Genomic DNA, 26385 nt, shown 5'->3' on the forward strand with positions numbered 1-26385 from the left:
ATAACCACTTATATATTGCCTTATTGACCCGTTACTGGACTGACATGACCCCTTCAGAATCTGCTGCAACCATCACCCTGCCCTTGTTCCCTTTGAAATATGTATTATTTCCCCAGGGGCAACTGGCGCTGCAGGTTTTTGAAGCCCGCTACCTGGACCTGGTCAGCGCCTGCCTGAAAACCCAGGCCCCGTTTGGAGTGGTCACTTTGGAAGAAGGTCATGAGGTGCGCGTTGCCAATGAAACACCCCGTCTGTCCCCCATGGGAACCCTGGCCGTCATTACCGCAACCGAGGCAGATAAAGACCAGGTACTGCATCTTCAATGCCTGGGAACGCAGCGCTTCAGCTATGCATCCTTAAAAACCGGGCCTAACGGGTTGTGGATTGCGCAAGATGCCACGCTCATTGCCCCCGACTTGCCGGAACCTATTCCTGCGTCCTTACAGCATTGCAGCGATACACTGCAGCAAATCACAACGGCACTGATTGTTCAGGGCAAAAACAATTTCGCCCAACCTTACCAGTTTGCCGATGCAGGCTGGGTCGCTAACCGCTGGGCAGAACTGTTACCGCTGGATACAACACAACGGCTCGAATTATTGCAAACAACCGACCCGGTTAAACGCCTGACCATCATTGCAGAGCATCTTCAAAAAGCGCACATCAGCGGCTAAAACCAAACCTGCAATCAACAGCACGGGAAGCCGCAGTACCTTGAAGGTACTGCGCAGGTGCATACACGCGCTCATTGCACCTCTATGCGCACGATCACCTGCTCAGGGTCCAGCAGATCACCGTCCTGAACCAATACTTCAAGCACCGTACCACTTTCGGGTGAGGGAATTTCCAAGCCCACCTTATTGGTCTCAAGCACCATCAGCGCATCACCATGCTTTACCTCCTGGCCGGGGCTCACCAGCACCTCTGCAACCGTCAGCTCATCGGTCGCGCAGTTGCCGCAGGTATCCCAGCAAGGCGGTGTTTTCGGCAGTTTGACTTCTACAATTTCAGACATCATTCACCCAACGGCAGGTCAGCATACCAGTTTAACAATCACCGTTTCTGGCACCTTGATGCAAAGCGATCATTCTGCATTTTACGCTTCGCATTGGACAACCCTTTTCCTCCAACAGGTAACGCAGCAACGGACCCATTGCTGTCTTATCTGGGGTCTCATCGTCCAAAATGCAAATCTCGCTCGATAAGAACGAATTCATTTTTTCTTGTGAGCATGCTGCATATTTAAGCACATGCAAAAATTTTTGAAATCAACTTACCAAAACCCATCATTCAAATTAATTTAATTTATTTCAATTAGTTAGCATAAATTTTTAAACTAATTGGCAGTCGTTTCCAAAAAGTTGACGAGGGTAATCCCTTAGATGAAAAATTCGCTTTCTTCCTTAAAGTCGCAGACTGGGATTTTATTTAGTTTGTATTTTAGGTAACTGCTTATGACTACTACACAAGAACCTTCAGCACGCCACATGAATTTGGCAGCATGGGTCGGCTTTTTTCTGGGGCCACTTCTTTTACTGATATGCATTGTGACACCGCCCCCGGGAGACATGTCGCAAGCCGCCTGGTATACCGTGGGCATGACATTGTTAATGGCCGTCTGGTGGGCAACGGAAGCCATACCCATTCCGGCCACATCATTGCTGCCCATTCTGCTGATTCCACTGCTGGGCATTGACTCTTTAGGCAAGGCCACCTCGCCTTATGCCAACTCGACCATTTTCCTGTTCATGGGCGGGTTCATCATCGGCCTGGCGCTGGAGCGCTGGAACCTGCACAAACGCATTGCACTAGTCACGCTGCTGGCTGTAGGCAGCGGGCCCAAAGCACAGGTTGCCGGGTTCATGATCGCTACCGCTTTTATCAGCATGTGGGTCAGCAATACCGCAACGGCCATCATGATGCTGCCGATTGGCCTGTCAATTGTCGACATGCTCACCAGCGACAAGGATGACAAAGGGGAAAAAGAACGTTTTGCTACCGCCTTGCTCCTGGGTATTGCCTACGCAGCCAGCATCGGTGGTATCGCCACCTTGATCGGCACCCCTCCTAATGCGCTGCTGGCAGGTTTTCTGAATGAGAACTACCAGATTCAGATTGGATTTGGCACCTGGATGGCACTGGGCGTTCCTGTGAGCCTCATCATGCTGATACTGGCCTGGTGGTGGCTCACACGCAAAAACTTCCGCATTACCGGTGGCGGTTCACAAGAAGTTCTGCGCAAGGAACTCAAGGAAATGGGCCCCATTACGCTGGGCGAAAAACTGGTTGGACTCGTTTTCCTGGTCACCTCACTGTGCTGGATTTTTCAGCCCATTTTGAAAAAATATGTTCCGGGTGCAAACGACACCACCATTGCCATTGCTGCTGCACTGGCGCTGTTCCTGATCCCGGCCAACCTGAAACATCGCGTGTTTCTGATGGACTGGAAATCGGCCAATCGACTGCCCTGGGGAGTACTGCTGCTGTTTGGTGGCGGCTTGTCCATGGCTGCAGCCATTGGTTCCAGCGGCCTGGCGACCTGGATTGCCACCAACGTTGGCGGCATTGCCGGTGGCATGTCCACATTGATGATCATGATTCTGGTCGTTACCGTGATCATGTTCCTCACAGAAGTCACGTCCAACACCGCCACTGCAGCAACCTTCCTGCCGCTGATGGGCGCGCTGGCTGTGGCTCAGGGCATGTCCCCGACATTGCTGGCCATTCCAACGGCCATTGCCGCGAGTTGTGCGTTCATGATGCCGGTGGCCACGCCACCTAACGCGATTGTGTTTGGTACCGGTAGAATGAAAATATCCTCCATGATCAAAGCCGGCTTTTTCCTGAACATGGCTGGCATTGTCGTGGTAACCGGGCTTTGCTACCTGCTCATTGGGGTGCTCTGGAGCGTCACTTCATAGTTTCTAAGCGCATCAATACAAAAAGGCATGGAGTCAAATCCATGCCTTTTTTCTTGCTGCATCCTGCGACTAAAAAGTCGCTTGTACTGTGGCTGATGCAGTATCAGTTAAAAGTACAGCCCTTTGCCGCATATTCATCTTTGGCCTGCTGCAAAGCCTGTGTGCATTGCTGGGCCACAACCGACTTATCCGGCGCGGCTGCAAATGCACGGCTGGCTTCATTCAACCCGGCAACCAGCTCCGCATATTCGCTGGCTGGTATCTGTGTTTTGATACACGCTTCGATCTGCACAAAATACGAATCACACTCAGGGATTCCTGACGGCTGTATGGCAGACGCCCCCAGCGTCGCAGCATTCTGCGCATACGCGGCAGGTAATGCCACAAACATTCCCAATGCCAATGGGCACAGCCAGCGGCTCAAATTTTTAACCATTTTTTCTACCTTATCTCAAATCACAGGCACTATTTACCGTCAGTGGAATTTCCATCCATCTTTGGCTTCCCGCCACACCGTTTAGAAATTACAGCCTGGGTCGCCTCTCTACAGGCTGCAGCCCAATGCCTTCATCTGCTCATCCAGGCTGTTCAAGCCCTGCTGGCACTGTTCCTTAAGCTGATCCTGATTGTCTGCCTGCGCCATCATGCTTTGCAGTTGCTGTAAAGACTGGTTCAACTGCTGCTGCTCCTGCTGTGAGACCTGGCTGTTCACACAAGCCTGCATTTTTGTGAAATATTGCTCACATTCCGGAAAAATAAATCCGGTCTCACCGCCAGCAGGTGTACCTGGTGACGTACCTGTTGCCTGCTCGTCAGACTTATCGCAGGCACTCAGCGCCATGACCATCACCACAGCAACAGGGGCCCATCTCCATTGGATATATTTCATTTGCCTAAAGCTCCAAGATTGACAGTCATTTCACCAAGAAAAAGGGCCTATTGGCATGCAATGCCCACAGGCCCTGATTCATTGGATAACCCAACAGGCTTTAATTAGAATGAGCAGCCCATTGCGCCAAACTGCTGTTTAGCAGCATCCATGGCCTGTTTGCATGCTTCTGCCAGAGCAGATTTGTCTTCAATCTGTGCCCAGCCAGCTTTAACCTGATCCAGGCCGCTGACCATGGCTTCACGCTGACCAGCAGGAATATGCTGTTCATAGCAAGCCAGAACTTTTTCCAGATATTCATCACACTCAGCCACACCGGTTGAATCTGCAGTAGCAGCAGGTTCAGCAGCAGGCTCTTCTGCTGGGGCAGCAGGTTCGGCGGCCGGAGCAGCAGGCTCAGCAGGAGCGGCTGCGGGTTCAGCAGGCGCTGCAGCCGGAGCAGGTGTGGAAGTTGCGGCTGTGGTGGAAGAATCGCTCTTATTGTCACAGGCGGCTAATGCAAATGCGGCCAGAATAGATAAGAAAAGTAATTTAATTTTCATGGTTTGATTTTCCCTTAGTATAAAACAACGTTAAGAACAAAACTGTCCTCTGACAATACACAAAAAAATAAGCATCTGCCCCATCAGCCGGACATGTTACATGCCGATAGTGAGGCAGGCTTCATTGACTGCAGACTGTCACCCTTCAAGAGATTGGAACACTTCAATCATGCCTGGGCACTGATAAAAACTTCCATACCCAAACATCAGGATCAAAGGATTTTACCCTTTTATTTAATTTTGGCAAAAATTCGCTCCCTTTTCTGCCACAAACAGCCATTCGATGCAGGAAGGTTTCTGTTTGTCATCATCTTGTCACAGCCGATTTCTACACTCCAGTTACCTTCTCTTTCTATCTCTCTATATGAAATGATCTGGAGTTCCCCACAATGCAAAACGTCAAACAACCGACACGCCGCCGCTTACTGCAACTGATGGGAACCATCCCCATGGTTCCGATGATTGGCACAGGTAGTGCCGCTTTATTTACCTCGCTGCAGGCCCAGGCAGGCCTTTCAGGTTCTGCCCGGGCAATGCCATTCGTTTCTGCTTCATTCATTCCAATGGCTGCCCCCGATCTGGCGCATGCAGCCGATATGGCCACCACAGCAGTCAACTCCAAATTGGAGCTGCTCACCCATTCAGGAGAAAAGCAGACTCATCAACTGGCCTATCACCCGTTCTTCACCACCGGCGATATGCTGCCTGACGGACAGGGCGGACAACTTCTGGCCGGAGGATATTACGATATTCACAACCGCCCCATCATCGATACGTCCGTCCCCGGGAAAGAGCGGCATTTCTATTCCGACAGCCCGGATGGCTCTTCACTGCTGACACTGCCAAATGCGCAGGTTGCCGGCGTCAAAGGCAACACGGTATTTGCCGTGGTACAGTTTGAATACGCCACACGTGATCAGAACGGCAATGATGTATACAAACATCTGCCAGCCCCCATTGCGGTACTGACACTGGACCAGAACCCGGACAGCGGCGAACTCACCTTGGTCAAGTACAGCCATGTGGATACCTCTGCCGTGCATGGTTTATGGACCCCCTGCGGTGCCAGCCTGTCGCCTTGGAACACACACCTGTCCAGTGAAGAATATGAACCGGATGCTGCCAACATTGCCAATGACAAGGCGTTCCAGTCATTCGGCCAGAACCTGTATGGCAACGCGGCACAGGCCAACCCGTACCATTACGGACATATTCCTGAAGTTATCGTCAATCCTGACGGCTCCGGCACGGTCATCAAACATTACAACATGGGCCGCATTTCGCACGAGCTGATTCAGGTCATGCCCGATGAACGCACCGCACTGATGGGCGACGATGCGACCAACGGCGGATTGTTCATGTTTGTTGCAGACCGGCCGCGCGACCTTTCCAGCGGAACCTTATACGTTGCCAAATGGCACCAGACTTCGGGCGTTGGCCCCGGTGCAGCAGACCTGAGCTGGGTCAACCTGGGGCACGCCAGCAGCCAGGAGATCGAAGCACTTGCCGACAAATTAACCATTGCCGACATCATGGAAGTCCGCACCGTCGACCCGCAGGACAGCAGCTTCACCAAAATTCCATTTGACGGCAAATTCAACTGGATTCGCATCAACCCCGGCATGGAAAAAGCGGCCGCCTTCCTGGAAACCCACCGTTATGCCGCTTACAAGGGCGGCAGCATGGGGTTCACCAAAATGGAAGGAACCACGGTCAATGCACGCGACAAAATCGCCTACAGCGCAATGGCCTATATTCAAAGCAGCATGCTCAACGGCTCGGGAGATATCCAGGTGCAGGGGCCCAAGTCCGGCGCCGTATATGCGCTGCCGATGGAGGGCGGGCAGAAAGATACGTCCGGACAGGCCATTCGCAGTGACTGGGTTCCTGTGGCAATGTCTGCTCCTGCGGCATTGATCGGAGAAGATCTGGACACCCCTGATGCGCTGGGCAACCTGGCCAACCCCGACAAAGTCGCCAACCCGGACAACATCAAATTCTCAGAAGAATACCGCACCCTGTTCATTGGTGAAGACAGTGCAATGCATGTCAACAATTTCCTTTGGGCGTACAACGTTGATACCGGCCGGCTCTCGCGCATACTCAGCACGCCTGCCGGCGCCGAATCCACCGGCTTGCAGGCCGTTGACAACATCAACGGCTGGGCTTACATCATGAGCAACCTCCAACACCCAGGCGACTGGGATGAAAAACTGCATGCCAAGGTGATGGATACGCTGGACCCGCTGATACGAGCCAACTACAAAGACCGTTTTGGTGCCTCTGTTGGCTACATTGCCGCGGTATCTACATCTTCTGCCGCATAAAGAAACAGCGCTGTCGCCAGAAACAACACAGTCAAGCAACAAACGAACAACATCCACTCTGGCACTTCATCAGCATAAAAGCCCTTGACCTTTGCTTAAGGGCTTTTATGCTTTTCTTTTTTATAAGCGCCACAGCTTTACTTCTGCACGGATTATTCTGCATGCCCTTCAATGGCAGCAAAAGGCAACAATGGGTTGAAAGAGGTGCGGGCAAACTCCGTTTGCGACATCAGCAGATCTAAGGCAAACGAGCCCAGGTCATCAGCCAGTGGTTCGGTTTGCGCATTTTTTTCCTGATCAATGACCTTGCTGTAGGTATGGCACTCGGTACATGTTTCAGCCTGAATATATTCCGGCCCGTTTTCAATATGCTCATAAGCAATGCCGTTGGTCGAGCCACAATGTGTACACTTCACACGCACCATGTGCCACTCGGTTTCGCAAACTCCGCAGTGCAGGTAACGGTAGTTCTGGTTCTGCTCGCCCAGCCGAACCACGCTGACAACCGGCGCACCGCCGCATGCAGGACATGCAGAGGCCGGATCGGCATAGGGCACTGACTGTTCACTCAGTTGCGCGGCCTTGCTGGCATATACCACCTGTAAAGCAGCCGCAATGAACGGCGCATTGGCAATCACACGCGGGTACTGCGCCAAAATGGCCTGCGCCTGGGTATCCAGTTCATCAGCCGAAGCGTTCCTGAGATCTTTGATCACCTGCACCACACTGGGAAGCAGATTGCCCTGCTGCTCCAGCCACTCCAATATACAAAACAAAACCTGATGCCACAGCGGATCGAGTTTGGCAGAAGGCGCAATCAACGGCAGCTTCTGCATCCCCGCTGACAGTTCGGCCTGCATTTTCTGCACACACTGGTGCTGTGCATCAACCAGCACAGCCATGAGTCCGATATAGTCGGCAATTGCACTGTCCGCAGCCAACTGCCTTAACCGCTCGGCGCGCTGTGCAAACAGCGTTTGAATTTGGGGTAGCCGGATACGGCGGATATCTGTTCCATCACGAAACTCAATGGGCGCAGGTGCTTGATTCATCTTCCAACTCAAAAATAAAAAGCCGCCAGCCGCTTTTCACAGCCAACGGCATCAACAAAAATAATACAGCCATATCGGCCAATACAGGCCGTGTCAAAAAAGCCTGTTACCCTTTTTTGACGGCAGCCTTTTCCGATTCGACAATTTCTTTATACCATGCCGGGTGATTATGCTTCACCCAGCCATAGCTGACCTTGCCACGGATCATGGCACTGATCGTTCCCTGAACCCAGATGGCCGCATACACGTGAATGATGATGGTACAGATCAGGCCAAAACCGCACACCGCATGCAACAGCACTGCGGCCCGAATCAGCTCCACTGAAAAATAATGCGAGAAATAAGAACGCCAGATCACAATGCCGGTTGCCATCAGGCCCAGCATCAGCCAGAACAGCGCCCAGAACAAAAATTTCTGTCCGGCGTTATAACGCCCGGCTGGCGGTATTTTCGCTTCATTATTGCTGATCACATCCTTGAAGTTGATAATCCAGTGAATATCATCCTTGCTCAGGAAATTATGGCTGACAAACCGCACAAACAGCCCGCAAAAACTGATGAACATCAGCACCCCGATAAACGGATGCAAAATACGCGCCCAGGTACCGCTGCCAAACAGGTTGCTCAGCCAGAATGTGCCCGGGTGGAAAAACGCCAGGCCTGACAATGCAAGCAGCACAAAACAGATGGCCACAACCCAGTGATTCAGGCGCGCACCCGCGCTGTAGCGCTCAATTGCGGGCTTGCCATCCAACTCGCTGAAACGCGCTTTTTCATTATGCTTGCTCATCATGCAACTCCTTTCTGGGAGACTCGCCTGCCGCTATCCGGCGGCCTATGGCTTCATTCTCTGCATCCTTTTCCTCTTGCTCTGTCGCTTTGTTCGGACCAAACACCACATAATGGAAGAAACCGACCAATGCGGCCATGCCCATCACACCCAGCGCCAGTGGCTTGGTCACACCCTTCCACAAACTGACCATCGGATCAATCTTGGGCTGGTCAGGCAGGCCGTGGTACAGCGAAGGCTTATCGGCATGGTGCAGCACGTACATCACGTGCGTACCGCCAACACCCTCAGGGTCGTACAAGCCAGCCTTTTCGTAGCCCCGGCTTTTCAGATCAGTAATCCGTTCGTCAGCATATTTTTTCATGTCCGTTTTGGTGCCAAAGCGGATCGCCCCGGTCGGGCAGGTTTTGGCACAGGCCGGTTCCTGCCCCACAGCCACTCGGTCTGAACACAAAGAGCATTTATACGCCTTGTGGTCCTTCTTGGAAATGCGCGGCACATTGAAAGGACAGCCCGTCATGCAGTAACCGCAGCCAATGCAGTTTTCTTCATGAAAATCCACAATGCCATTGGTATACTGCACAATTGCACCCGGCGCAGGGCACGACTTCAGGCAGCCCGGATCAGAACAATGCATACAGCCGTCTTTACGGATCAGCCACTCCAGGTTGCCGGTTTCCTCATTTTCGTATTCGGTAAACCGCATCACCGTCCAGGCTTGAGCATCCAGGTCGGTCGGGTTGTCATACACACCCACGTTGGTGCCAACCTCAGCCCGTAAATCGTTCCATTCAGAACAGGCCACCTGGCAGGCTTTACAGCCGATACAGGTGGTCACATCAATCAGCTTGGCCACTTCGCCACCCGCATGCGGCTCGCGCACACTCGGGGAAGGCGTCGTGGTTGCAGAACGTCTTTTGATATCTAATGATTGCAATGCCATCGTGATCTCCTTACGCCTTTTCCACGTTCACCAGGAACGCCTTGTACTCAGGCGTCTGGGTATTACAGTCACCCACAAACGGTGAGAGGCTGTTGGCCAAATATCCTGCTTTGGTATCTCCGATAAATCCCCAATGTATCGGGATGCCAATCTGATATACCACCTTACCGTCAATCGTCAGCGGCTTGATGCGTTTGGTCACCACGGCCTTGGCCTCGATATACCCGCGGTTGCTGCTCACCTTGACCGTATCGCCATGCTGAATGCCTTTCTCCTTGGCCAGCACCTCAGGCATTTCAATGAACTGCTCAGGCTGGGTAATCGCGTTAAGCTTGGCATGTTTGGTCCAGTACATGAAGTGCTCCGTCAGGCGATAGGTGGTCGCCACATACGGGAACTGCTCGCTGTCACCCAGCCGCTCACGGTCATGTTTGAACATGCGCACAGCCGGGCTGTTCAACGCCTTGGCCCCCAGCGGATTGGCTTTAAGCGGTGACTCCATCGGCTCATAATGCTCGGGGAACGGGCCATCGGTACACATGCGAGCGCAGAACAGACGCCCCACACCTTCATAATTCATGATGAACGGATTCATACCGCCGCCCGGTGGCGCGTCAATGGCATAGTCCGGCACATCGGCACCCGTCCATTTAGCACCGTCCCAATGCAGCAAAGCACGCATCGGGTCCCAGGGGTTCCCCATCGGATCCGCGCTGGCGCGGTTATACAGAATACGCCGGTTGGCCGGCCAGGCCCAGGCCCAGCCCGGTGTATTGCCAAAACCGGAATCGGTATTATCACGGCGCGCCATCTGGTTACCGGCCTGGGTAAAACTGCCAGAAAAAATCCAGCAGGCACATGCGGTTGAGCCATCATCGCGCAGCTCGGCAAAGCCGGATAACTGCTCGCCTTTTTTGCGAATCACTTTGCTGGCGTCTTTCAGATCGCTCACATCCGCCAGCGCCCGGCCGTTGTATTCTTTGGCCAGCTCTTCAGAAGTCGGCGCATAAGGGTCGGCATAAGCCCAGTCCAGGTTCAGAATCGGGTCGGCAAATGTACCGCCCTCTTTGGCATACAGGTCACGCAAAGTCATAAACAACTCGGCCATGATCTCCTGATCCGACTTGGCCTCGCCCGGCGGCTTGGCGCCAGCCCAGTGCCACTGCAGCCAGCGGGAGCTGTTGACAATGGCGCCATCCTCTTCGGCAAAACAGGTGCTGGGCAAACGGAACACTTCCGTTTGAATCGTTGCCGGATCCACTTTGTTATGGTCGCCAAAATTCTTCCAGAACTCAGACGTCTCCGTTTGCAGTGGGTCAATCACCACCATGTATTTCAGTTTGGCAAGCGCCTCTCTGGTTCTGTTCACATCCGGAAACGCGGCCAATGCGTTGAAGCCCTGGCAGATGAAACCGCTCATCTTGCCTTCACGCATCAATTCGCCCATTTGCAGCACGTCGTACATGCGGTCCCATTTGGGCAGCCAGTCAAACGCCCAGTTGTTTTCAGCAGTGGCCTTGTCACCATAAAACCATTTCATCAGGCTGACAAAAAACTTCGGCGTATTGCCCCAGTAATTCAACTGCCCCGGACGTGCCGCTTTTGGTGTGATCTGGTCAATATAGGTTGCATAGTCTGCCTGTTTCTCGCTCGGCAGGTTGATATAACCCGGCAGGCTTTGTGAAAGCAGCCCCAGGTCAGACAGCCCCTGAATGTTGGAGTGGCCGCGCAATGCATTGATACCACCGCCCACCATGCCGATATTGCCAAGCAACAACTGAATCACGGCCATGGTGCGAATGTTCTGTGTGCCTACCGTATGCTGGGCCCAGCCCAGTGCATACAGCAGGGTAGCGGCTTTATCAGGCACACAGGTTTCACCCAGCATCTGCGCCACCGACTCCATGTCCTGCGGTGCCACGCCGGTAACGCGGCTGACCATTTCAGGCGTATAGCGCTCATAATGTTTTTTAAGCATCTGGAACACACAACGTGGATGCTGCAACGTCATATCCACCTTGGCATATCCGCTCTCATCGCGCTCATATTCCCATGAGGTACGATCATAAACGCCGGTCTGTTCGTTGTAGCCGGAAAAAATGCCTTCATCAAAATCGTAATCTTCACGCACAATGAAGCTGGCATTGGTGTACGCTTTCACATACTCCCACTGCACTTTGTCATTTTTCAGCAGCCAATTGATCACACCGCCCAAAAATGCAATATCAGACCCCACGCGGATGGGGATATATTTATCCGCCACCGCCGCAGTACGGTTCAAACGCGGGTCCACCACCACCATGCGGGCGCCGCGCTTTTTCGCCTCGATCGCCCACTTGAAGCCCACCGGGTGCGCTTCGGCCGGATTACCGCCCATCACAAATACAAAATCAGCGTTTTTAATATCCACCCAGGTATTGGTCATGGCGCCACGACCAAACGAAGCCGCCAGTGCAGCCACCGACGGCGCATGACAAACACGCGCCTGCGCATCCAGCGCCAGAATACCCAGCGCACGCGCCACTTTCTGGGTAATGATGCCACCCTCGTTACTGGTGGCCGAAGCGGCCAGAAACCCCAGCGACAGCCAGCGGTTCACCGTCACGCCATCGGCATTGACGCGTTCAAAATTGGCGTCGCGATCCTCTTTCATCAGCTTGGCAATACGCTTAAGCGCTTCATGCCAGGAAATCCGCTTCCACTCGTTGGTGCCCGGCTCGCGCACTTCCGGGTACTTCAAACGCTGGTCGCTGTGGATGAAATCCACCAGCCCGGCCCCCTTGGGGCACAGTGAGCCGCGGCTGACCGGATGGTCCGGGTCGCCCTCAATGTGGAAAATACTCTTTTCCGCATTCATCGCGCCATCACCCAGGCTGTACATCAGCAGACCGCAGCCGACAGAGCAGTATGGGCAGTTATTGCGCGTGACCACCGCATGCGTCAGCTTGTATTGCCTGACCTCAGCCATTGCGGCTGTCGGTGAAAAGCCCAATGCAACGAGACTGGAGCCAGCTACAGCACTGCCAGTTGCGCGAAAAAATTGCCGTCTGGATAGTTGCAACATATTAATTAGCCTTTTTCATCGTGAAATGACAGAAATACCCACCATGCGGGAATTCCTTCTTTTATTTTGAGATCTCTTGAAACCAGGGGACTAAAAACTTCTTTTAACTTTTTAATATCTTCTGGCATGCCTTAACGCTTTACCTTCAGCAGACATGCAAAAGACTTTTAATTGCATATTTAATCAATATAACTGATATAAGATATTAGATACCTTAACTCGATCATAAGAAATGATTCTCATTTATGAATTTATTTTGTTAACCAGACTACACACCTTCAATGGTATAAAAGCCGCACATGATGTCTATTAGGACAGATACCTACTCCATATGACGCTGGAATAGCCCCGCTCATCACATCAATACCATGTCACGCACTCAACGCCTGCTCTCTTTACTACAGATCCTGCGCCGACACCGGCACCCTGTCCAGGGGCAGCAACTGGCTGATGAACTGGGAATCAGCATTCGCACGCTGTACCGCGATATTGCCACGCTGCACGCGCAAGGGGCCGACATACAAGGCGCCCCCGGACTCGGATACACACTGCGGCCAGGTTTTACCCTGCCGCCGCTGATGTTTACCCGCCAGGAAATCGCCGCGTTGGTACTGGGCTCGCGCTGGGTAGCCAAGCGCTCAGACCCTGATCTGGCACAGGCCGCCACCGAGGCACTGACCAAAATAGCGGCCGTGCTCCCCCCGGACCTGCGTGTGGAACTTGACACCATGCCATTGCTGGTGGGGCCCGTCGACGGACCTGTCGAAAACATAGATCCGGGCATGCTGCGCCAGGCCATTCATGACGAGACCAAACTGCATATACACTACCGCGACTTGAACGGCCACCTCACAGAACGGCTGGTCTGGCCCATTGCATTAGGGCACTTTGAACAGGTGCGCATTCTGATTGCCTGGTGCGAACTGCGCCAGGGATTCCGCCATTTCCGTACCGACCGTATCGAGAAAATCATCTCCACGCAAACCCACTACCCCGAGCGCCGGCACACTTTACTTAATACATGGAAAACAAGCCAGAATATACCAGGGTGATGCTTCTGCACAAAACATCACCGCCCGAATTCAACACAACAGATCGTCCGCTGCTTTCACCTGGGCAAACAGCCCATGCAACGCTGCCAAAAAGCAACGGTGCACTTGCGCCGCAGGAATCTCCTGCCCATTAAAAGCCAGATCTCGTGTTGCGCAGGCATCATGCGCTACCGTACAGGCGTAACCCAGATCAAATGCCGCCCGGACCGTACTGTCAATGCACATATGGGTCATCATGCCCACAATCAGCACCTCTTTCACGGCAAGGCGGTCCAACTCCTTCTGTAACAATGTATCCCGAAAACTGTTCGGGTAATTTTTCTGCAACACCAGCTCTCCAGATTGCGGCCTGACGCTTTCATGTATTTCAGCGCCTGGCGTTCCAGGCAAAAAGAATGTGGCATCCGGCCTGGTCGCAATGTGCTGAATATGAACAACCGGTTTTTTCTGCGCCCGAAAATGGTTTAACAGCCTGCTGGCCTTGAGCGCCGCCGCCTCGCTTCCCACCAAAGGCAAACGTCCGCCTGGAAAATAATCATTCTGAATATCCACCAAAATCAATGCCTGCATGGCGTTCTCCTTGTTTGTCACAGCCGTCAGAAAACGCCTATTTTAACCACGCGCCATCCCCTCTCGCGCAAACGGCTTTCCGGCACTTGCAAGTCATTTGCATGCTTCTCGCCGGTAAACGAATTTCTGCAACTGCTTGCACACATTGCAGCCGCTACTGCCAGAAACTGACACACCCGCCACCTAAGATACAACCTGTCCAAACAAACAGGAGCATTTTGCATGTCACCCTCCACGGCACTGACCATTTTATACGTCAACAACCCGCAAACCTGCGCCCGCTTTTACCGCCAGATATTTGATCGGGAACCACTAGAGGCATCTCCCACTTTTGTGATGTTCAAAATCAATGACAACATGCTGCTGGGCCTGTGGTCGCAACATACCATGCAGCCCGCCACCAGCGCCACAGCAGGCGCCATGGAACTGGCGCTGCCGGTGGCAAGCGATACTCTGGTCGACACGACTTACCAGAACTGGAAAAACGCAGGCATAGAAGGGCTGCAATTCATCCAGCCGCCAACCCGTATGGAGTTTGGTTATAACTTTGTCGCACAAGACCCTGACGGACACCGCCTGCGCATATTCCATGCCGCAGATGAAAACTGAGCCAACGCCTTGCAGATTAACTGGCATATGCCTGAAGCCATGACACAACCGTCTGACACCGGCCCTGCCCGCCATTACTGGCTGGCAGTTGCCTCGGCTAACCATGTCGCGCTGGGGCGCGAACAGGGCTTCATGCAGGTGTGCCATGGCAAACCTGCGCCGTTGCGTCGCATTCATGCGGGCGACAGTGTAGTTTACTATTCGCCCACCGCCACCTTCGGACAAAAAGACACACTGCGGGCATTCACCGCCGCCGGGGTCGTTACATCGAAAACACCTTATCAGGCGCAGATGGGAGAACACTTCTTCCCATGGCGGCATGATGTGCGCTGGTATGTGACAACCCCTGCGCCGATTGCACCGTTACGCACCCAACTGGGGCTCACAGCTGGGAAAACCAACTGGGGTTATTCATTGCGCTTTGGGTTGGTCAGAATCAGCCCGCAGGACTTTGTCCATATCCTCTTGCACATGCAAGCATCTTCCACGCTGGAAAACACACCGCTGTGCCCCTTTACTGCAACATACAGCATTGTCTTAGCCGCCCGCCACTTTTATAATCTACTTCCCGCGGCAAAAAATACCTGCTGCGGCATGAACCTAAAGGAAACACCATGAAAACCAGGCACAAGACACTTGTTCCACGCAACCCCTACGCGGCTGCGGCAGCCCAGAAAAAGGCCGGAACACATGAAAAAAGCACTAAAGCCAAACGGCAGCAGGCTAAACGACAGTTACGGGCACTGCTCGATACACCAGATAAAGGCGGGAACAACCCGCCTTTATTCTTTTGGGCGTTTGCTTAACCGGCGATACAGATACAGTGCCTTCAATCCACATAGGCAAAATGCGTATCCGTCAGTTCTGTCTCTCCCTGCCAGCGATACGCCACCAGCTTGCCAGCCGGTGAAGCCGCAGAATAATCCACACAGGCAATATAAGGCGACAGGCACTCAGGTTTGCCCGTAAGCCAGTAGTGGCCGATGAACACCGGCACCTTATCCTGATAACCCTGCCCGACAAAATGGCTGTCAACCGCCGGCAACTGCGCGGCAATATCATCGCCAATCACCAGGTCACGCCAGGTTGCCCCACCCTGTAGCCACCATTTCACACGCGTTTTACGCCGCATGACATAGTCTTTATCATAAAAGAACACGCCATCAGGCAGCGCAACTTCCTGGCCTTTGAGCAACAATTCGGTTGCCAGAAATTCGGGTGAACCATCTTTGAACAAAACCGGCCAAGCATCCTCTTTGACCGTGTTGCTTTCTGTCAGATAAGGCTTGAGTGTCGCCATCGCCTGCTGATCCCAGCACGCATGTATGACACGGATATTGCCCAAATCCAGCCACATCGGCAGCGTTTTGAACCAACTCACCCACTTGGCATGCAGCGGGGAAAATTCCTTGACCGCATCCAGAAAAGCCGTATGCTGCCTGCGGTTCTTCTCGTCATGAGAGCGCAGGTAGGTTTCTGATGCATCAGAGGTGGGCGTATGCCACCCGATCGCATTGACCTCGTGATTTCCCATCACCGCCAGCGCACTGCCGGCATCCACCATGGCTTTCACCGTTTCCAGCACAGCCAACTGTTTGGGGCCACGGTCGACAAAGTCGCCTAAAAAGATGACTTTGCGCTCCTCATGCCCCCAGACGTCATTGACCCGTTCGTATCCCATGTGCGACAGCAAGGCAAACAACCGCCCCGCCTGTCCGTGTATGTCTCCAATAATGTCGTATTTCATATTCATCCTGATTTTAATTATCAGCCATCCCTAGCATACCGCATATGCAGCAAAGGAAACGGATTGCCCTGCTGATCATATGCCGAGCGGCCAACCACATCAAACCCCATATGCTGATAAAACCCCACGGCCTGTGGGTTTTGCTCATTGACATCCAGTGAGTTCACATGCCAGTGCCCGATGGCATAACGCAGCAACGCCTTCCCGGCTCCGCAGCCATGGCAGCAAGGCTCGACAAAAAGCATTTCAACATGCTGACCACGGGCACCAAGAAACCCTACGATGCGCTCCCGTATGCCGACAAGACCTGTGACATGCGACATTGCCGGTAAATAATTGGACGCAATTTGAGGTTTGAGCAGTTGAATATCTTTTTCAGATAAAAAATGATGGGTTGCCCGCACTGACGCCTCCCAGATATCTGTCAGCTCAGCGTATCTGCCAGCATCAGGCGTTATGAATGAAAATCTTCTATTCTGTGAGTTCAATTGTTTTTCTTGTTAATGTTTTTTTAATAATGTCTCAGTAAGCTATATGTATGAATATAGCAATCAATTGAGATCTTATCAAACATGGAAAATGCTGTCTCTTGTCACCGCAGATCATGCATCAATAAAGCATCACTGACTTTGTTGATCATCGGGATGCTCATCTTATTGAGTGTCCCCTGTGCGGTGCTGCTCTTTGGCTGGCAATGGGACCCGGCCAAAATACCTGCGACCTACCTGTACCCGTTTGCCTTGTTCAGCCAAAGCGCAAATGGCGTCATTGCCATTCTTTTTTGCGCTGTTCTGTTCTGGTACCTGAAGCTGCCGCTCAAAAAAAGCCTGCTTTTATTTATCATTCTTCTGGTCACAACATTGGCCGGCCTGGCCATCAAGTCCATTGCCAAAGAAGTGACAGATGCCCCCAGGCCCTATGTCGTCTGGCTGGAAAAAAACGGTTATATCCAAGAGGCTGACCACTTCTATGACCTGCCCCATAAAAGCGCATTTGTCTCGCAGCAGGACATCCCGGATGAGCAGGTGTCCGAATGGCAGCAGGAATACTGGGCAAGCAACACCGGCTATTCGTTCCCATCAGGGCATACCCTGTTTGCCGCACAGTGGGCATTGACCATGTTGCTCCTGTTATGGCGCAAAAAGGCCTATCTGCCCATTACACTGACGCTGCTGTGGGCCATGGGCGTGGAAGCCAGCCGCCTGATTTTAGGCATGCACTGGCCCTCAGACCTGATCACGTCATGCGCACTGGCGGTTGTGATGGTATGGATAGCCAGCCTTTGCTGGGACCGCTGGATATTTACGCCACCCAACAGCGCAAACGCACCGCCTCCGGTTACCCATCCGGCCATACCGACTGCCGGAATTTAAACCACTGTGATCCGCTTTCATCCGCTTTCCAAAAAACAAGGGCCTTCAATCAGGCCCTTTTCTTTATCGCGTCACCTGCACACGGATATAAAAACCGCTTCAACACAGCCATGACCGGCGGCCCCTTTCTCCCGTTCTGCCTATGCCATGTTCCTGTAATCCCCATGATGAAAACACGCTTAAGGTTTTATTAATGTTGGCTCTCTAGACTGCTGCCCTATTACTAGATTTCTCATTAGAAAACCTCATGGGCAACACAAAAGACACCTCACACAAGTTTGCTGTCAAAGAAAGTACGCTGATCATCATCGCCGCCCTTTTCTTTGCTTCATTTGAAAATATTGCATTCTGGAAAAAGGCACTGGAGCTCACTGCATTGGATTCAATGCAAAACATACTTTTTCTGGCATCGCTGCTCACCTTTTTTGTCTGCTTTTTTATTCTTTTCTTTTCGGTGCTGTTATGGCGCCCGCTGACAAAACCGCTGCTCATCGTTTTGCTGCTGATCAGCGCAGGGGCGAATTACTTTTCCATCAGCTACGGCATTTACATTGACCGGGAAATGATACGCAATGTTTCACGGACCAATGCACATGAAACGCTGGCACTGATCACCCCGCAATTCCTGCTGTGGTTCACCCTGCTGGGCATACTCCCTGCCATTCTTGTCTGGAAAGTACGCATCACCCCGGCCCGCTCTGCACTGCGTGGCATTGCAATCAGGATATTTGGCATGGCCGCAGCCGTTGCTCTTATTGGCATTACCGCTGTGCCCATGTACAAGGACTATGCCTCTTTTTTCCGTAACAACAAAGACATTGTCAAACTGATCGCACCAACCAACTTCATTCATGGCTCTTACGCCTTCGCCAAACAAACCATCCGGGCCAATCAGCCCTTGCTGCAGATTGGGCTGGATGCCAAACAGGTTTTCCCTGATGAAGGCGCACATAAACCAACACTGTTTGTCCTGGTGGTCGGAGAAACCGCAAGAGCTGCAAACTTCTCCTTATTTGGTTATGAACGCAATACCAACCCCTTGCTGTCACAGCAGAATAACCTGCTTGCCTTCCAGCACACATCATCCTGCGGTACTGCCACGGCCACATCGGTTCCCTGCATGTTTTCCAACATGGCACGCGTCAATTACTCGTCGGACCTTGCCGACCGGCAGGAAAATCTTGTCGACATATTGTCCAGAGCAGGCATCTCCGTCTTATGGAACGAAAACAACACCGGCTGCCAGGACGTATGCAACCGCCTGCCCCTCTCAGTTCCGATCGCTGCATTTACCCCGTCCGAAGATTGCCCGGAAGGCCTTTGTTATGACGAGCACCTGCTTGACAACGTCAGCCAATACATTGCCGAGCAGAAAAACGGTGACATTTTCATTGTGCTGCACACCATCGGCAGTCACGGCCCCAGCTATTACCGCCGCTATCCGCCAGCCATGCCCGGGCAATTCACACCTCCGTGTGATACCAACCAGATTCAGGGCTGCTCCAAAGAATCGCTGGTCAATACATACGACAACACCATTGTGTATACCGATTACATGCTGAACCAGACCATTGAACTGCTCAAAGGTTATGAAGACCGCTACGAAACCGGCATGCTCTATGTTTCCGACCATGGCGAATCGCTGGGCGAAAGCGGCATGTATCTGCACTCTGCTCCCTACATGATTGCCCCCAGTGAGCAGACCCATGTGCCGATGATCTTCTGGTCATCTGACGAATTCATGCAAAAGCGCCGCATTGACCTGGCGTGCATGCAGCAAAATGCACGCGATAAAGAATACTCGCATGACAACCTATTTCATACCATGCTCGGCGCCATGCATGTCTCTACAGTGGAATACAAACCCGAACTTGATCTCTTTTCAGAATGTCGGAGATAATCAGCATGGAACAGCAAGTATGTCCCTTAACGTCCGCGGTCCATGCCTCAGACACCATGAAAGTACTCATTGTCGAAGATGACTCTCTGCTGCGTAGCGGGTTAACAGAAGCGCTGGCGCAACAACACTATGCCTGCGATGCAACCAGCAATGCAAGCCAGGCCAACCGGCACATTCTGTCCCAGCAATACAGCGCCATTCTGCTGGACCTGGGCCTGCCTGATACCGATGGATTATCGCTGCTCAGGCAATGGCGCAACCAGAAAATAGAAACCCCGGTCATGATCATCACCGCGCGTGATGCACTGGAAGACCGTGTGCAGGGACTCGATGCCGGCGCAGACGACTATCTGATCAAGCCTTTTGAACTGGTGGAACTTTTCGCCCGTCTGCGAGCGATTATCAGACGGCACCAAAACCAAAGCGACAATCTCATCAACGTTGGCAACATCGCGCTGGACCTGGCCAATCGGCAGGTGACCTTACATGGCAACCGGCTGGATCTCACGGCACGCGAATTTGCCATTTTGTCACGCCTGATGCTGAAAAAAGGGCAGGCTGTTGCACGTGAAATACTTCAGCAGGACATCTACTCGTGGCATGACAACCTGGGCTCCAACACGCTGGAAGTCTACATTCACCATTTACGCCAAAAGCTCGGGAAGGACTCCATCACCACCGTAAGGGGCGTCGGATACCGCCTGGAGGATACCCTTTGAAATCATTGCGTGGCAAACTCCTGCTGGCTATCGGCCTGATACTGTTGACCACGCAGGCCATCAGCATCAGCTGGGTCTGGTATGAAAGCCGCGAACAGATTGAACTGCTGGTACAGCATGCACTGGAGACAGACGCTGAAAGTATCCAGGAAATTGACGCCGATATTCAGCACGAAATCAAGGAAACCATTGCCGCGCTGTTTCTGCCTGCCATTGTCACCATCTTAGTCGCCCTGGTCCTTATTTTCATTGCCGTCTCACGACTGACCCGCCCGTTGCAACAACTCCGCGAGCAGATTGAGGACAAAAACCCCTATAACCTGGAGCCGCTTGCCATTTTGCACGCCTCCTCTGAAATCAATGCCTTTGTTCAGGCCATTAACCACCTGCTGGAACGCCTTGAAAGCGGGTTCGAGAACGAACGCCGTTTCACCGCCGATGTGGCTCACGAGTTGAGAACACCTCTTGCAGGGCTGCGGCTGAACCTGGAGCTTTTGTCGCAACAGCATGTTCCCCAGGCTGATCTGCTGATTGCCCGCATTGACCAGATGATGATTTCCATAGAGCAGTTACTGCACCTGGCCCGTGCCGGCCAGAAACTGCTGGAAGGCAACGGCGTGCGTATTGATCTGGTGGACGATGTCATCGCACCCACCCGGATGGAATGGGAAGAAGACCCGACATCGCCCTACCCCATTGAATGGCAAATTCCGACGCATGCGTATATCACCGGAGATTCCGGGCTGATTTATACCCTGCTGCGCAACCTGCTGGAAAACGCCCGCCGTTATGCCCCGGACGGGCAACGTGCCATTGTCAGAGTCACACAAACCCCAAGCACAGTAGCACTGGAAGTTCTTGATGAAGGGCCGGGCGTTCCGCAGGATAAAGTTTCCGTATTAACCCAGCGCTTTACCCGGCTTGATAAAACATCCCAAGGGCATGGACTGGGGCTCAACATCGTCACACGAATTGTGCAGGTACACCAGGGAACACTCACCATTGAGAACCGCAGCGATCGCTCGGGGCTGCATGTCACAGTGAGTTTCCCTTTGCCATCCGCGCGCAAACACAATAGCCATTAGGGCGTGTTAACACAAAATATAGGAAATGCGCTGCTCATCAGACATAGATGGATGCGCGAAGCAACCAATATGAATAGCGGTGCTATTCATTGCAGGGTGCGACAAAGCATACGCTATTGGCTGATGGCTGCCCGAAGGGAAAGATGCTCAGGCAGCGCCCAGCGGTGTTAACCCTCGTTTGTGTAGATTTACTACACGGCACTCGGTTTGCCTTGCTGATCATCTGCCTGAACATTCTTTCGCACTCCTATATTTTGTGTTAACACGCCCTGGTGGCATAATAAAAAAGTTTTTTGACACACATGCCTGCTTGCGCCGCGCCGTTTTATACCCGGCTGGCCTATAAAAATTTTTCAGCAGACAGCGAGACAATCAATAAGGTAAACCTGTTCATGAACACTGATACACAATTCCCCGCCCCCCTGAAAGCCATTCCCGGTTACAAAGAACTGGTGCTGCGCGTGGTTCCCATGCCGGCTGACTGCAATTCCAACGGCGACATTTTCGGTGGCTGGCTGATGGCCCAAATGGACCTGGCCGGTGCCGCGCTGGCCTGCCGCGCCGCCAATGACCGCAAAATGGTCACCGTGGCTGTCAATTCACTGGTATTCAAACACCCGGTTGGTGTTGGCGATCTGCTGAGCTTTTATGCCGAAATCATCAAAATCGGCAACACGTCCATCACCATTGAAGTCACCGCCTATGCATGGAATGACGAGAATTTCATGGACACCCCGGTTAAAGTCACCGAAGCAACCATCACTTACGTGGCTATGGACAAAAACGGACAGCCCCGGCCTGTTTTACAGCATCGCGTCTGATTCCCTGCGGCTTTCCCTCTAGGACTGCCCGGCAAAGACTACCGTCTTTTTAAACACATCCATTTTTTCTATGCCGGGCTGTCATATAGAAAGCCGATAAACGCCAAGCGGGAAAGCAGTGACAAGAAAATCTATGACCTTCGGCCTGTTTTAAACTGCTGCAATATGCGCGCACTTTCTTCACGCTGACTGGCGCTGCGCATTTTGGCCAGGCACAGTTGCAGTTCTTCGGGCTGCATTTCAATGCCTGCCACAACACCATCCATCAGGCTCATCATCATGTCATACCAGGGCTCTGTACGGGCCGCCTCCGATAACACCGCCCAGCTCACTGGGCCGCGGTCCATCACAATGCGCTCCAGCCAACTGAAAAAAGCCCCGTGCCAGCCAGGCTGACTGCACAGCGACTCCTGATCGGCAGTCGAAACATGCTCCCACCACTGACTGTGCACCAGCAAAATACGGATGCCATGCTCTACCGGCGTCAGCGGCGCGCGTGCAAGCCGCGGCATGGCCGGTTCGCGCCTTGAATCATTTGCCTTGTACGGCCGCCATGGCTGCCTTGTTTTTGCGGGGGCATGGCCTGTTGCAGAACGGAATGCCGGTGTGTTCCCCGCATAGGGTGCCGAATCGCCCCAGCGCGCATCATCCGGCATGCCATTGGCGGGCCCTGGTCTGGGTGCCTCTTCCGCCTGCCTGGCCCAAAGCCCCTGCAGATTTTCCACACTCATCTGGGCCACCTGGGCAATTTGCGCCAACAACTGCAACTTCAAAGCGCCATCGGCAGGCAACTGGCTCCAAAGCGGAAGCGCCTGTGCCAGCATGCGGGCACGGCCTTCCGGCGTGGTCAAATCACATCCTTCCTGCATGGTTTCAAGCAAAAAGCCTGACAGGGGCATTGCCTGCGCCACATATTGCGCAAATGCATCATGCCCGTGTTCCCGGATGAACGAATCCGGGTCATGCTCCTGCGGCAAAAACAGGAATTTAATGCTGCGCGTATCTTTGGCGTGCAGCAGCGCGGCTTCCAGCGCACGCCGAGCCGCTTTGCGGCCGGCAGCATCACCATCAAAACTGAATACCACACTGTCCGTAAATTTGAATATTTTCTGCAAATGGTCCGGCGTACAGGCCGTGCCCAGCGTTGCCACCGCATTGGAAAACCCATGCTGCGCCAAAGCCACCACATCCATATACCCTTCGGTCACAAGCAGATAACCATACTGGCGGATATCGCTGCGCGCCTCAAACAGGCCATAAAGCTCATGCCCTTTGAGAAATACCGGCGTTTCAGGAGAGTTCAGGTATTTCGGCTCCCCTTTATCCAGTACCCGTCCGCCAAAACCGATCACTTCGCCTTTCACATTGCGAATAGGAAACATGATCCGGTCACGGAAACGGTCATAACGGCGCCCCTCTTCCTGCCCCGATACACCGCCCGCTTCGTGCACAATCACCAGGCCACCCTCTACCAGTGCCGGGTCATCGTAATTCGAAAATACTTCCGATAGCCCCTGCCAGCCCATCGGCGCATAACCCAAGCCAAAGCGATTGACCACTTCCTGACTCAGCCCTCTGCGCTGAACATAATCCGATGCCCGCCGGTCTTTCTTTAACGCGGCCTGCCAATAGTGTGCCGCCCGGGCAAGCAGATCCGTGAGCTGTGTCTGTTTGGCCTTACGCTGCTCCGCCAATGCTTTTTCTCTGGGGCTCACATCCTCTTCCGGAACCTTGAGGCCCAATTGCTGTGCCAGATCTTTGACGGCTTCCACAAACCCCAGTCCGTTATGCTCCATCAGAAACCGGAGCGCATCCCCATGCACACCGCAGCCAAAGCAATGGTAGGTCTGCCGTACCGGACTGACAATGAAGCTGGGGGTTTTCTCGTTATGAAACGGGCAACACCCTTTAAAGTTAGCCCCCGTTTTTTTCAGGGTGACATAGCGCCCGACGACATCCACAATGTCGGCCCGGGCCAGAATATCCTGAATAAAACCATGAGGAATTGCCATGAATACGATGAACCTGTCTTTAATTTGCAACTATTGCGGCACTGTTGGCAAACCACCTGCTATGGCAGTGTTTTCAAGCAGATGAGATTTTGAACCCCATGATCGGGATGCGCCTGGGGACTTCCCACCTGTCATATTTTAACCTTTTGCCCGTAATCCCTCTGCCCGAAAATAGCGCGCCCCACCCGCACAATGGTTGCGCCTTCCTGAATGGCGGCCTCCAGGTCATCGCTCATGCCCATGGACAGCGTATCCACCGCATGGCCTGCCCGCTGCAGGTCATGCAGCAGCTCACGCAGCAGCGCAAACGGCTGGCGCTGCGCAACAGGGTCTGTGCTGGGCTCAGGAATGCACATCAGCCCGCGCAGTTTCAGCTTGGGCAGGCGCACAATTTCTGCGGCCATGGCCGCGACTTCCTCCGGCATCACACCGCTTTTGCTCTGTTCTGCGCTGACGTTAACCTCCAGGCATACCTGCAGGTCATCCAGTGAATCCGGCCGCTGCTCGCTCAATCTGCGTGCAATTTTCATCCGATCCACCGAATGTACCCACTGAAAATGCTGTGCAACGGCCCGGGTTTTGTTAGACTGTAGAGGTCCGATCATATGCCACTGCAAAGAGGGCGCATGCGACATAAAGTGTTGGATCTTGGTCACAGCTTCTGTGACATAGTTCTCGCCAAATGCCAATTGTCCTGCCGCAATGGCCTGTGCGATCGCATCAGTGCCAAATGTTTTGGACACTGCAAGAAGCTGCACCTGATCGGCAGAGCGGCCGGCCTGAGCGCATGCCCGAGCAATTCGTTGTTGAATATGATGTAACTGTAAGGGAATATCGCTCATAATCGTGAAAATCAAATAAGTGATAGCATACAGTCACTGTACTTCATGAGGGAATCATTCTGGTATGGATATTACACAATTACTGGCGTTTACCGTCAAAAACAAAGCATCTGACTTACACCTTTCCGCTGGCCTGCCGCCGATGATCCGCGTGAACGGGGACATCCGTCGCCTGAACGTCCCGGTAATGGAACACCAGGCTGTGCACGACATGGTGTATGACATCATGAATGATTCGCAGCGCAAAACCTATGAAGAAAACCTGGAAATTGACTTTTCCTTCTCGATTGCAGGTTTGGCGCGTTTTCGTGTCAATGCGTACAACCAGAACCGCGGCGCAGCAGCAGCATTCCGTACCATTCCCAACAAGATCATGACGTTGGAAGAGCTGAACTGCCCCAAAATCTTTGAATCACTGAGCCTGAAGCCGCGTGGCCTGGTGCTGGTAACCGGCCCGACCGGTTCCGGCAAATCGACCACACTGGCAGCGATGGTCAACCACTACAATGAAAACGAGTATGGCCACATTCTGACCATTGAAGACCCGATCGAGTTTGTGCACGAGTCCAAAAAATGCCTGATCAACCAGCGTGAAGTCGGCCCACAGACCCATTCTTTCAGCATGGCGCTGCGCTCTGCGCTGCGTGAAGACCCGGACTGCATTCTGGTAGGCGAGTTGCGTGACTTGGAAACCATCCGGCTGGCACTGACTGCTGCTGAAACCGGGCACTTGGTGTTTGGCACGCTGCACACATCCAGCGCACCCAAAACCATCGACCGTATTGTGGACGTGTTCCCCGCGGCTGAAAAAGACATGGTGCGAACCATGCTTTCAGAGTCTGTACAGGGCATTATTTCGCAGACATTGTGTAAAACCAAAGACAATGCTGGCCGTGTTGCCGCCCATGAAATCCTGCTGGGAACCTCTGCGGTACGTAACTTGATCCGTGAAAACAAACTGGCTCAGATTTACTCCACCATGCAGACCAGCACCGGTTTTGGCATGCAGACACTGGACCAGAACCTGGCAGAAATGGTTCGCCGTGGCAGCATCAGCAAAGCCACCGCACACTCCAAAGCACAGCATCCGGACAACTTCCCTGTTTAACTGCAACAAGGGTTTTATT

Annotated in this window: 27 protein-coding genes; 13 read left to right on the top strand and 14 right to left on the bottom strand. The window is 53.0% G+C overall.

Translation table 11 applies throughout. The annotated features are described in order from the left end of the window. The first annotated feature begins 44 nt into the window (after positions 1-44). Positions 45-674, top strand: a complete 630-nt coding sequence (locus CUZ56_RS14255) for an LON peptidase substrate-binding domain-containing protein (RefSeq protein WP_126981084.1) — start codon at positions 45-47, stop codon at positions 672-674. A gap of 71 nt (positions 675-745) precedes the next feature. Here CUZ56_RS14255 and CUZ56_RS14260 read toward each other — a convergent pair whose 3' ends face one another. Next, the gene (locus tag CUZ56_RS14260) at positions 746-1018 is read right to left on the bottom strand and encodes a biotin/lipoyl-containing protein (protein WP_204250918.1); all 273 of its coding nucleotides are present in this window, start codon (positions 1016-1018) and stop codon (positions 746-748) included. A 436-nt stretch (positions 1019-1454) separates the two neighbouring features. On the opposite strand from CUZ56_RS14260, the gene CUZ56_RS14265 reads away from it, so the two are divergent. Next, entirely contained in the window at positions 1455-2921 is a 1467-nt protein-coding gene (locus CUZ56_RS14265; RefSeq protein WP_204250919.1) for an SLC13 family permease, read from the top strand. A 103-nt stretch (positions 2922-3024) separates the two neighbouring features. Here the strand turns inward: CUZ56_RS14265 and CUZ56_RS14270 are convergent, their stop codons facing one another. From CUZ56_RS14270 to CUZ56_RS14280, 3 genes are all read right to left on the bottom strand, one after another. After that, on the bottom strand, positions 3025-3357 hold the full coding sequence (locus CUZ56_RS14270) for a hypothetical protein (protein ID WP_126981085.1): 333 nt from the start codon (positions 3355-3357) through the stop codon (positions 3025-3027). Between the two features lie 108 nt (positions 3358-3465). Next, positions 3466-3810 carry a hypothetical protein gene (locus tag CUZ56_RS14275; protein ID WP_126981086.1) on the bottom strand — a complete coding sequence of 115 codons (345 nt, stop codon included), beginning with the start codon at positions 3808-3810 and terminating at the stop codon, positions 3466-3468. A 104-nt stretch (positions 3811-3914) separates the two neighbouring features. Beyond that, complete coding sequence (locus tag CUZ56_RS14280) at positions 3915-4352, bottom strand: hypothetical protein (protein WP_126981087.1); 438 nt, start codon at positions 4350-4352, stop codon at positions 3915-3917. 389 nt (positions 4353-4741) lie between these two features. Between CUZ56_RS14280 and CUZ56_RS14285 the strand changes: the two genes are divergently transcribed. Further along, positions 4742-6679, top strand: a complete 1938-nt coding sequence (locus CUZ56_RS14285) for a PhoX family protein (protein WP_126981088.1) — start codon at positions 4742-4744, stop codon at positions 6677-6679. Between the two features lie 152 nt (positions 6680-6831). Here the strand turns inward: CUZ56_RS14285 and fdhE are convergent, their stop codons facing one another. The 5 genes from fdhE to CUZ56_RS16285 all read right to left on the bottom strand — a co-directional run bounded on the left by fdhE (position 6832) and on the right by CUZ56_RS16285 (position 12656). Beyond that, complete coding sequence (gene fdhE, locus CUZ56_RS14290) at positions 6832-7731, bottom strand: formate dehydrogenase accessory protein FdhE (protein ID WP_126981089.1); 900 nt, start codon at positions 7729-7731, stop codon at positions 6832-6834. 106 nt (positions 7732-7837) lie between these two features. Beyond that, a complete protein-coding gene (locus tag CUZ56_RS14295) occupies positions 7838-8521 on the bottom strand; it encodes a formate dehydrogenase subunit gamma (protein ID WP_126981126.1) in 684 nt (227 codons plus the stop codon). Then, the gene (fdxH, locus tag CUZ56_RS14300) at positions 8508-9464 is read right to left on the bottom strand and encodes a formate dehydrogenase subunit beta (RefSeq protein ID WP_126981090.1); all 957 of its coding nucleotides are present in this window, start codon (positions 9462-9464) and stop codon (positions 8508-8510) included. Before fdxH ends, CUZ56_RS14295 begins: the two co-directional genes overlap by 14 nt. A gap of 10 nt (positions 9465-9474) precedes the next feature. Beyond that, positions 9475-12528, bottom strand: coding sequence for a formate dehydrogenase-N subunit alpha (gene fdnG, locus CUZ56_RS14305; RefSeq protein ID WP_204250920.1), 3054 nt, complete (start codon positions 12526-12528; stop codon positions 9475-9477). 5 nt (positions 12529-12533) lie between these two features. Next, on the bottom strand, positions 12534-12656 hold the full coding sequence (locus tag CUZ56_RS16285) for a hypothetical protein (protein WP_275427149.1): 123 nt from the start codon (positions 12654-12656) through the stop codon (positions 12534-12536). A gap of 240 nt (positions 12657-12896) precedes the next feature. Here CUZ56_RS16285 and CUZ56_RS14310 point away from each other — a divergent pair, with 240 nt between their 5' ends. Further along, positions 12897-13580: a helix-turn-helix transcriptional regulator gene (locus CUZ56_RS14310; RefSeq protein ID WP_126981091.1), complete on the top strand. Its 684-nt coding sequence runs from the start codon at positions 12897-12899 to the stop codon at positions 13578-13580. A 30-nt stretch (positions 13581-13610) separates the two neighbouring features. On the opposite strand, the gene CUZ56_RS14315 is transcribed toward CUZ56_RS14310, so the two are convergent. Next, entirely contained in the window at positions 13611-14150 is a 540-nt protein-coding gene (locus CUZ56_RS14315) for a cysteine hydrolase family protein (RefSeq protein ID WP_126981092.1), read from the bottom strand. 222 nt (positions 14151-14372) lie between these two features. Between CUZ56_RS14315 and CUZ56_RS14320 the strand changes: the two genes are divergently transcribed. Genes CUZ56_RS14320 through CUZ56_RS14330 form a run of 3 tightly spaced genes read left to right on the top strand, consistent with a single transcriptional unit; the run spans position 14373 to position 15565 of the window. After that, a complete protein-coding gene (locus CUZ56_RS14320) occupies positions 14373-14759 on the top strand; it encodes a VOC family protein (protein WP_126981093.1) in 387 nt (128 codons plus the stop codon). A gap of 39 nt (positions 14760-14798) precedes the next feature. Further along, on the top strand, positions 14799-15377 hold the full coding sequence (locus CUZ56_RS14325) for an EVE domain-containing protein (RefSeq protein WP_239442565.1): 579 nt from the start codon (positions 14799-14801) through the stop codon (positions 15375-15377). Then, positions 15374-15565, top strand: coding sequence for a hypothetical protein (locus tag CUZ56_RS14330; RefSeq protein WP_126981095.1), 192 nt, complete (start codon positions 15374-15376; stop codon positions 15563-15565). The genes CUZ56_RS14325 and CUZ56_RS14330 overlap by 4 nt, the downstream gene beginning before the upstream one ends. Positions 15566-15588: 23 nt before the next feature. Here CUZ56_RS14330 and CUZ56_RS14335 read toward each other — a convergent pair whose 3' ends face one another. Then, positions 15589-16506: a metallophosphoesterase gene (locus tag CUZ56_RS14335; RefSeq protein WP_126981096.1), complete on the bottom strand. Its 918-nt coding sequence runs from the start codon at positions 16504-16506 to the stop codon at positions 15589-15591. Between the two features lie 20 nt (positions 16507-16526). Beyond that, on the bottom strand, positions 16527-16910 hold the full coding sequence (locus tag CUZ56_RS14340; RefSeq protein ID WP_239442573.1) for a GNAT family N-acetyltransferase: 384 nt from the start codon (positions 16908-16910) through the stop codon (positions 16527-16529). 240 nt (positions 16911-17150) lie between these two features. Here CUZ56_RS14340 and CUZ56_RS14345 point away from each other — a divergent pair, with 240 nt between their 5' ends. The 5 genes from CUZ56_RS14345 (at position 17151) to CUZ56_RS14365 (ending at position 22404) form a co-directional block, all read left to right on the top strand. Beyond that, entirely contained in the window at positions 17151-17879 is a 729-nt protein-coding gene (locus CUZ56_RS14345; protein WP_162615369.1) for a phosphatase PAP2 family protein, read from the top strand. Between the two features lie 247 nt (positions 17880-18126). Continuing rightward, a complete protein-coding gene (gene eptA / locus CUZ56_RS14350) occupies positions 18127-19779 on the top strand; it encodes a phosphoethanolamine transferase EptA (protein WP_126981098.1) in 1653 nt (550 codons plus the stop codon). Positions 19780-19835: 56 nt separating this feature from the next. Next, positions 19836-20498, top strand: a complete 663-nt coding sequence (pmrA, locus tag CUZ56_RS14355; protein ID WP_126981099.1) for a two-component system response regulator PmrA — start codon at positions 19836-19838, stop codon at positions 20496-20498. Beyond that, entirely contained in the window at positions 20495-21583 is a 1089-nt protein-coding gene (gene pmrB, locus CUZ56_RS14360; RefSeq protein ID WP_162615370.1) for a two-component system sensor histidine kinase PmrB, read from the top strand. The genes pmrA and pmrB overlap by 4 nt, the downstream gene beginning before the upstream one ends. A gap of 392 nt (positions 21584-21975) precedes the next feature. Then, positions 21976-22404 (top strand): acyl-CoA thioesterase, encoded by a 429-nt coding sequence (locus tag CUZ56_RS14365; RefSeq protein ID WP_126981101.1) that lies wholly within the window; start codon positions 21976-21978, stop codon positions 22402-22404. Between the two features lie 131 nt (positions 22405-22535). On the opposite strand, the gene dnaG is transcribed toward CUZ56_RS14365, so the two are convergent. Beyond that, complete coding sequence (gene dnaG / locus CUZ56_RS14370; RefSeq protein ID WP_126981102.1) at positions 22536-24416, bottom strand: DNA primase; 1881 nt, start codon at positions 24414-24416, stop codon at positions 22536-22538. Between the two features lie 131 nt (positions 24417-24547). Continuing rightward, a complete protein-coding gene (locus CUZ56_RS14375; protein WP_126981103.1) occupies positions 24548-25258 on the bottom strand; it encodes a YggS family pyridoxal phosphate-dependent enzyme in 711 nt (236 codons plus the stop codon). 64 nt (positions 25259-25322) lie between these two features. On the opposite strand from CUZ56_RS14375, the gene CUZ56_RS14380 reads away from it, so the two are divergent. Next, complete coding sequence (locus CUZ56_RS14380; RefSeq protein WP_126981104.1) at positions 25323-26366, top strand: type IV pilus twitching motility protein PilT; 1044 nt, start codon at positions 25323-25325, stop codon at positions 26364-26366. The last annotated feature ends 19 nt before the right edge of the window (positions 26367-26385 follow it).

This window comes from Saezia sanguinis, from assembly GCF_003991585.1.
Taxonomy (GTDB): domain Bacteria; phylum Pseudomonadota; class Gammaproteobacteria; order Burkholderiales; family Burkholderiaceae_C; genus Saezia; species Saezia sanguinis.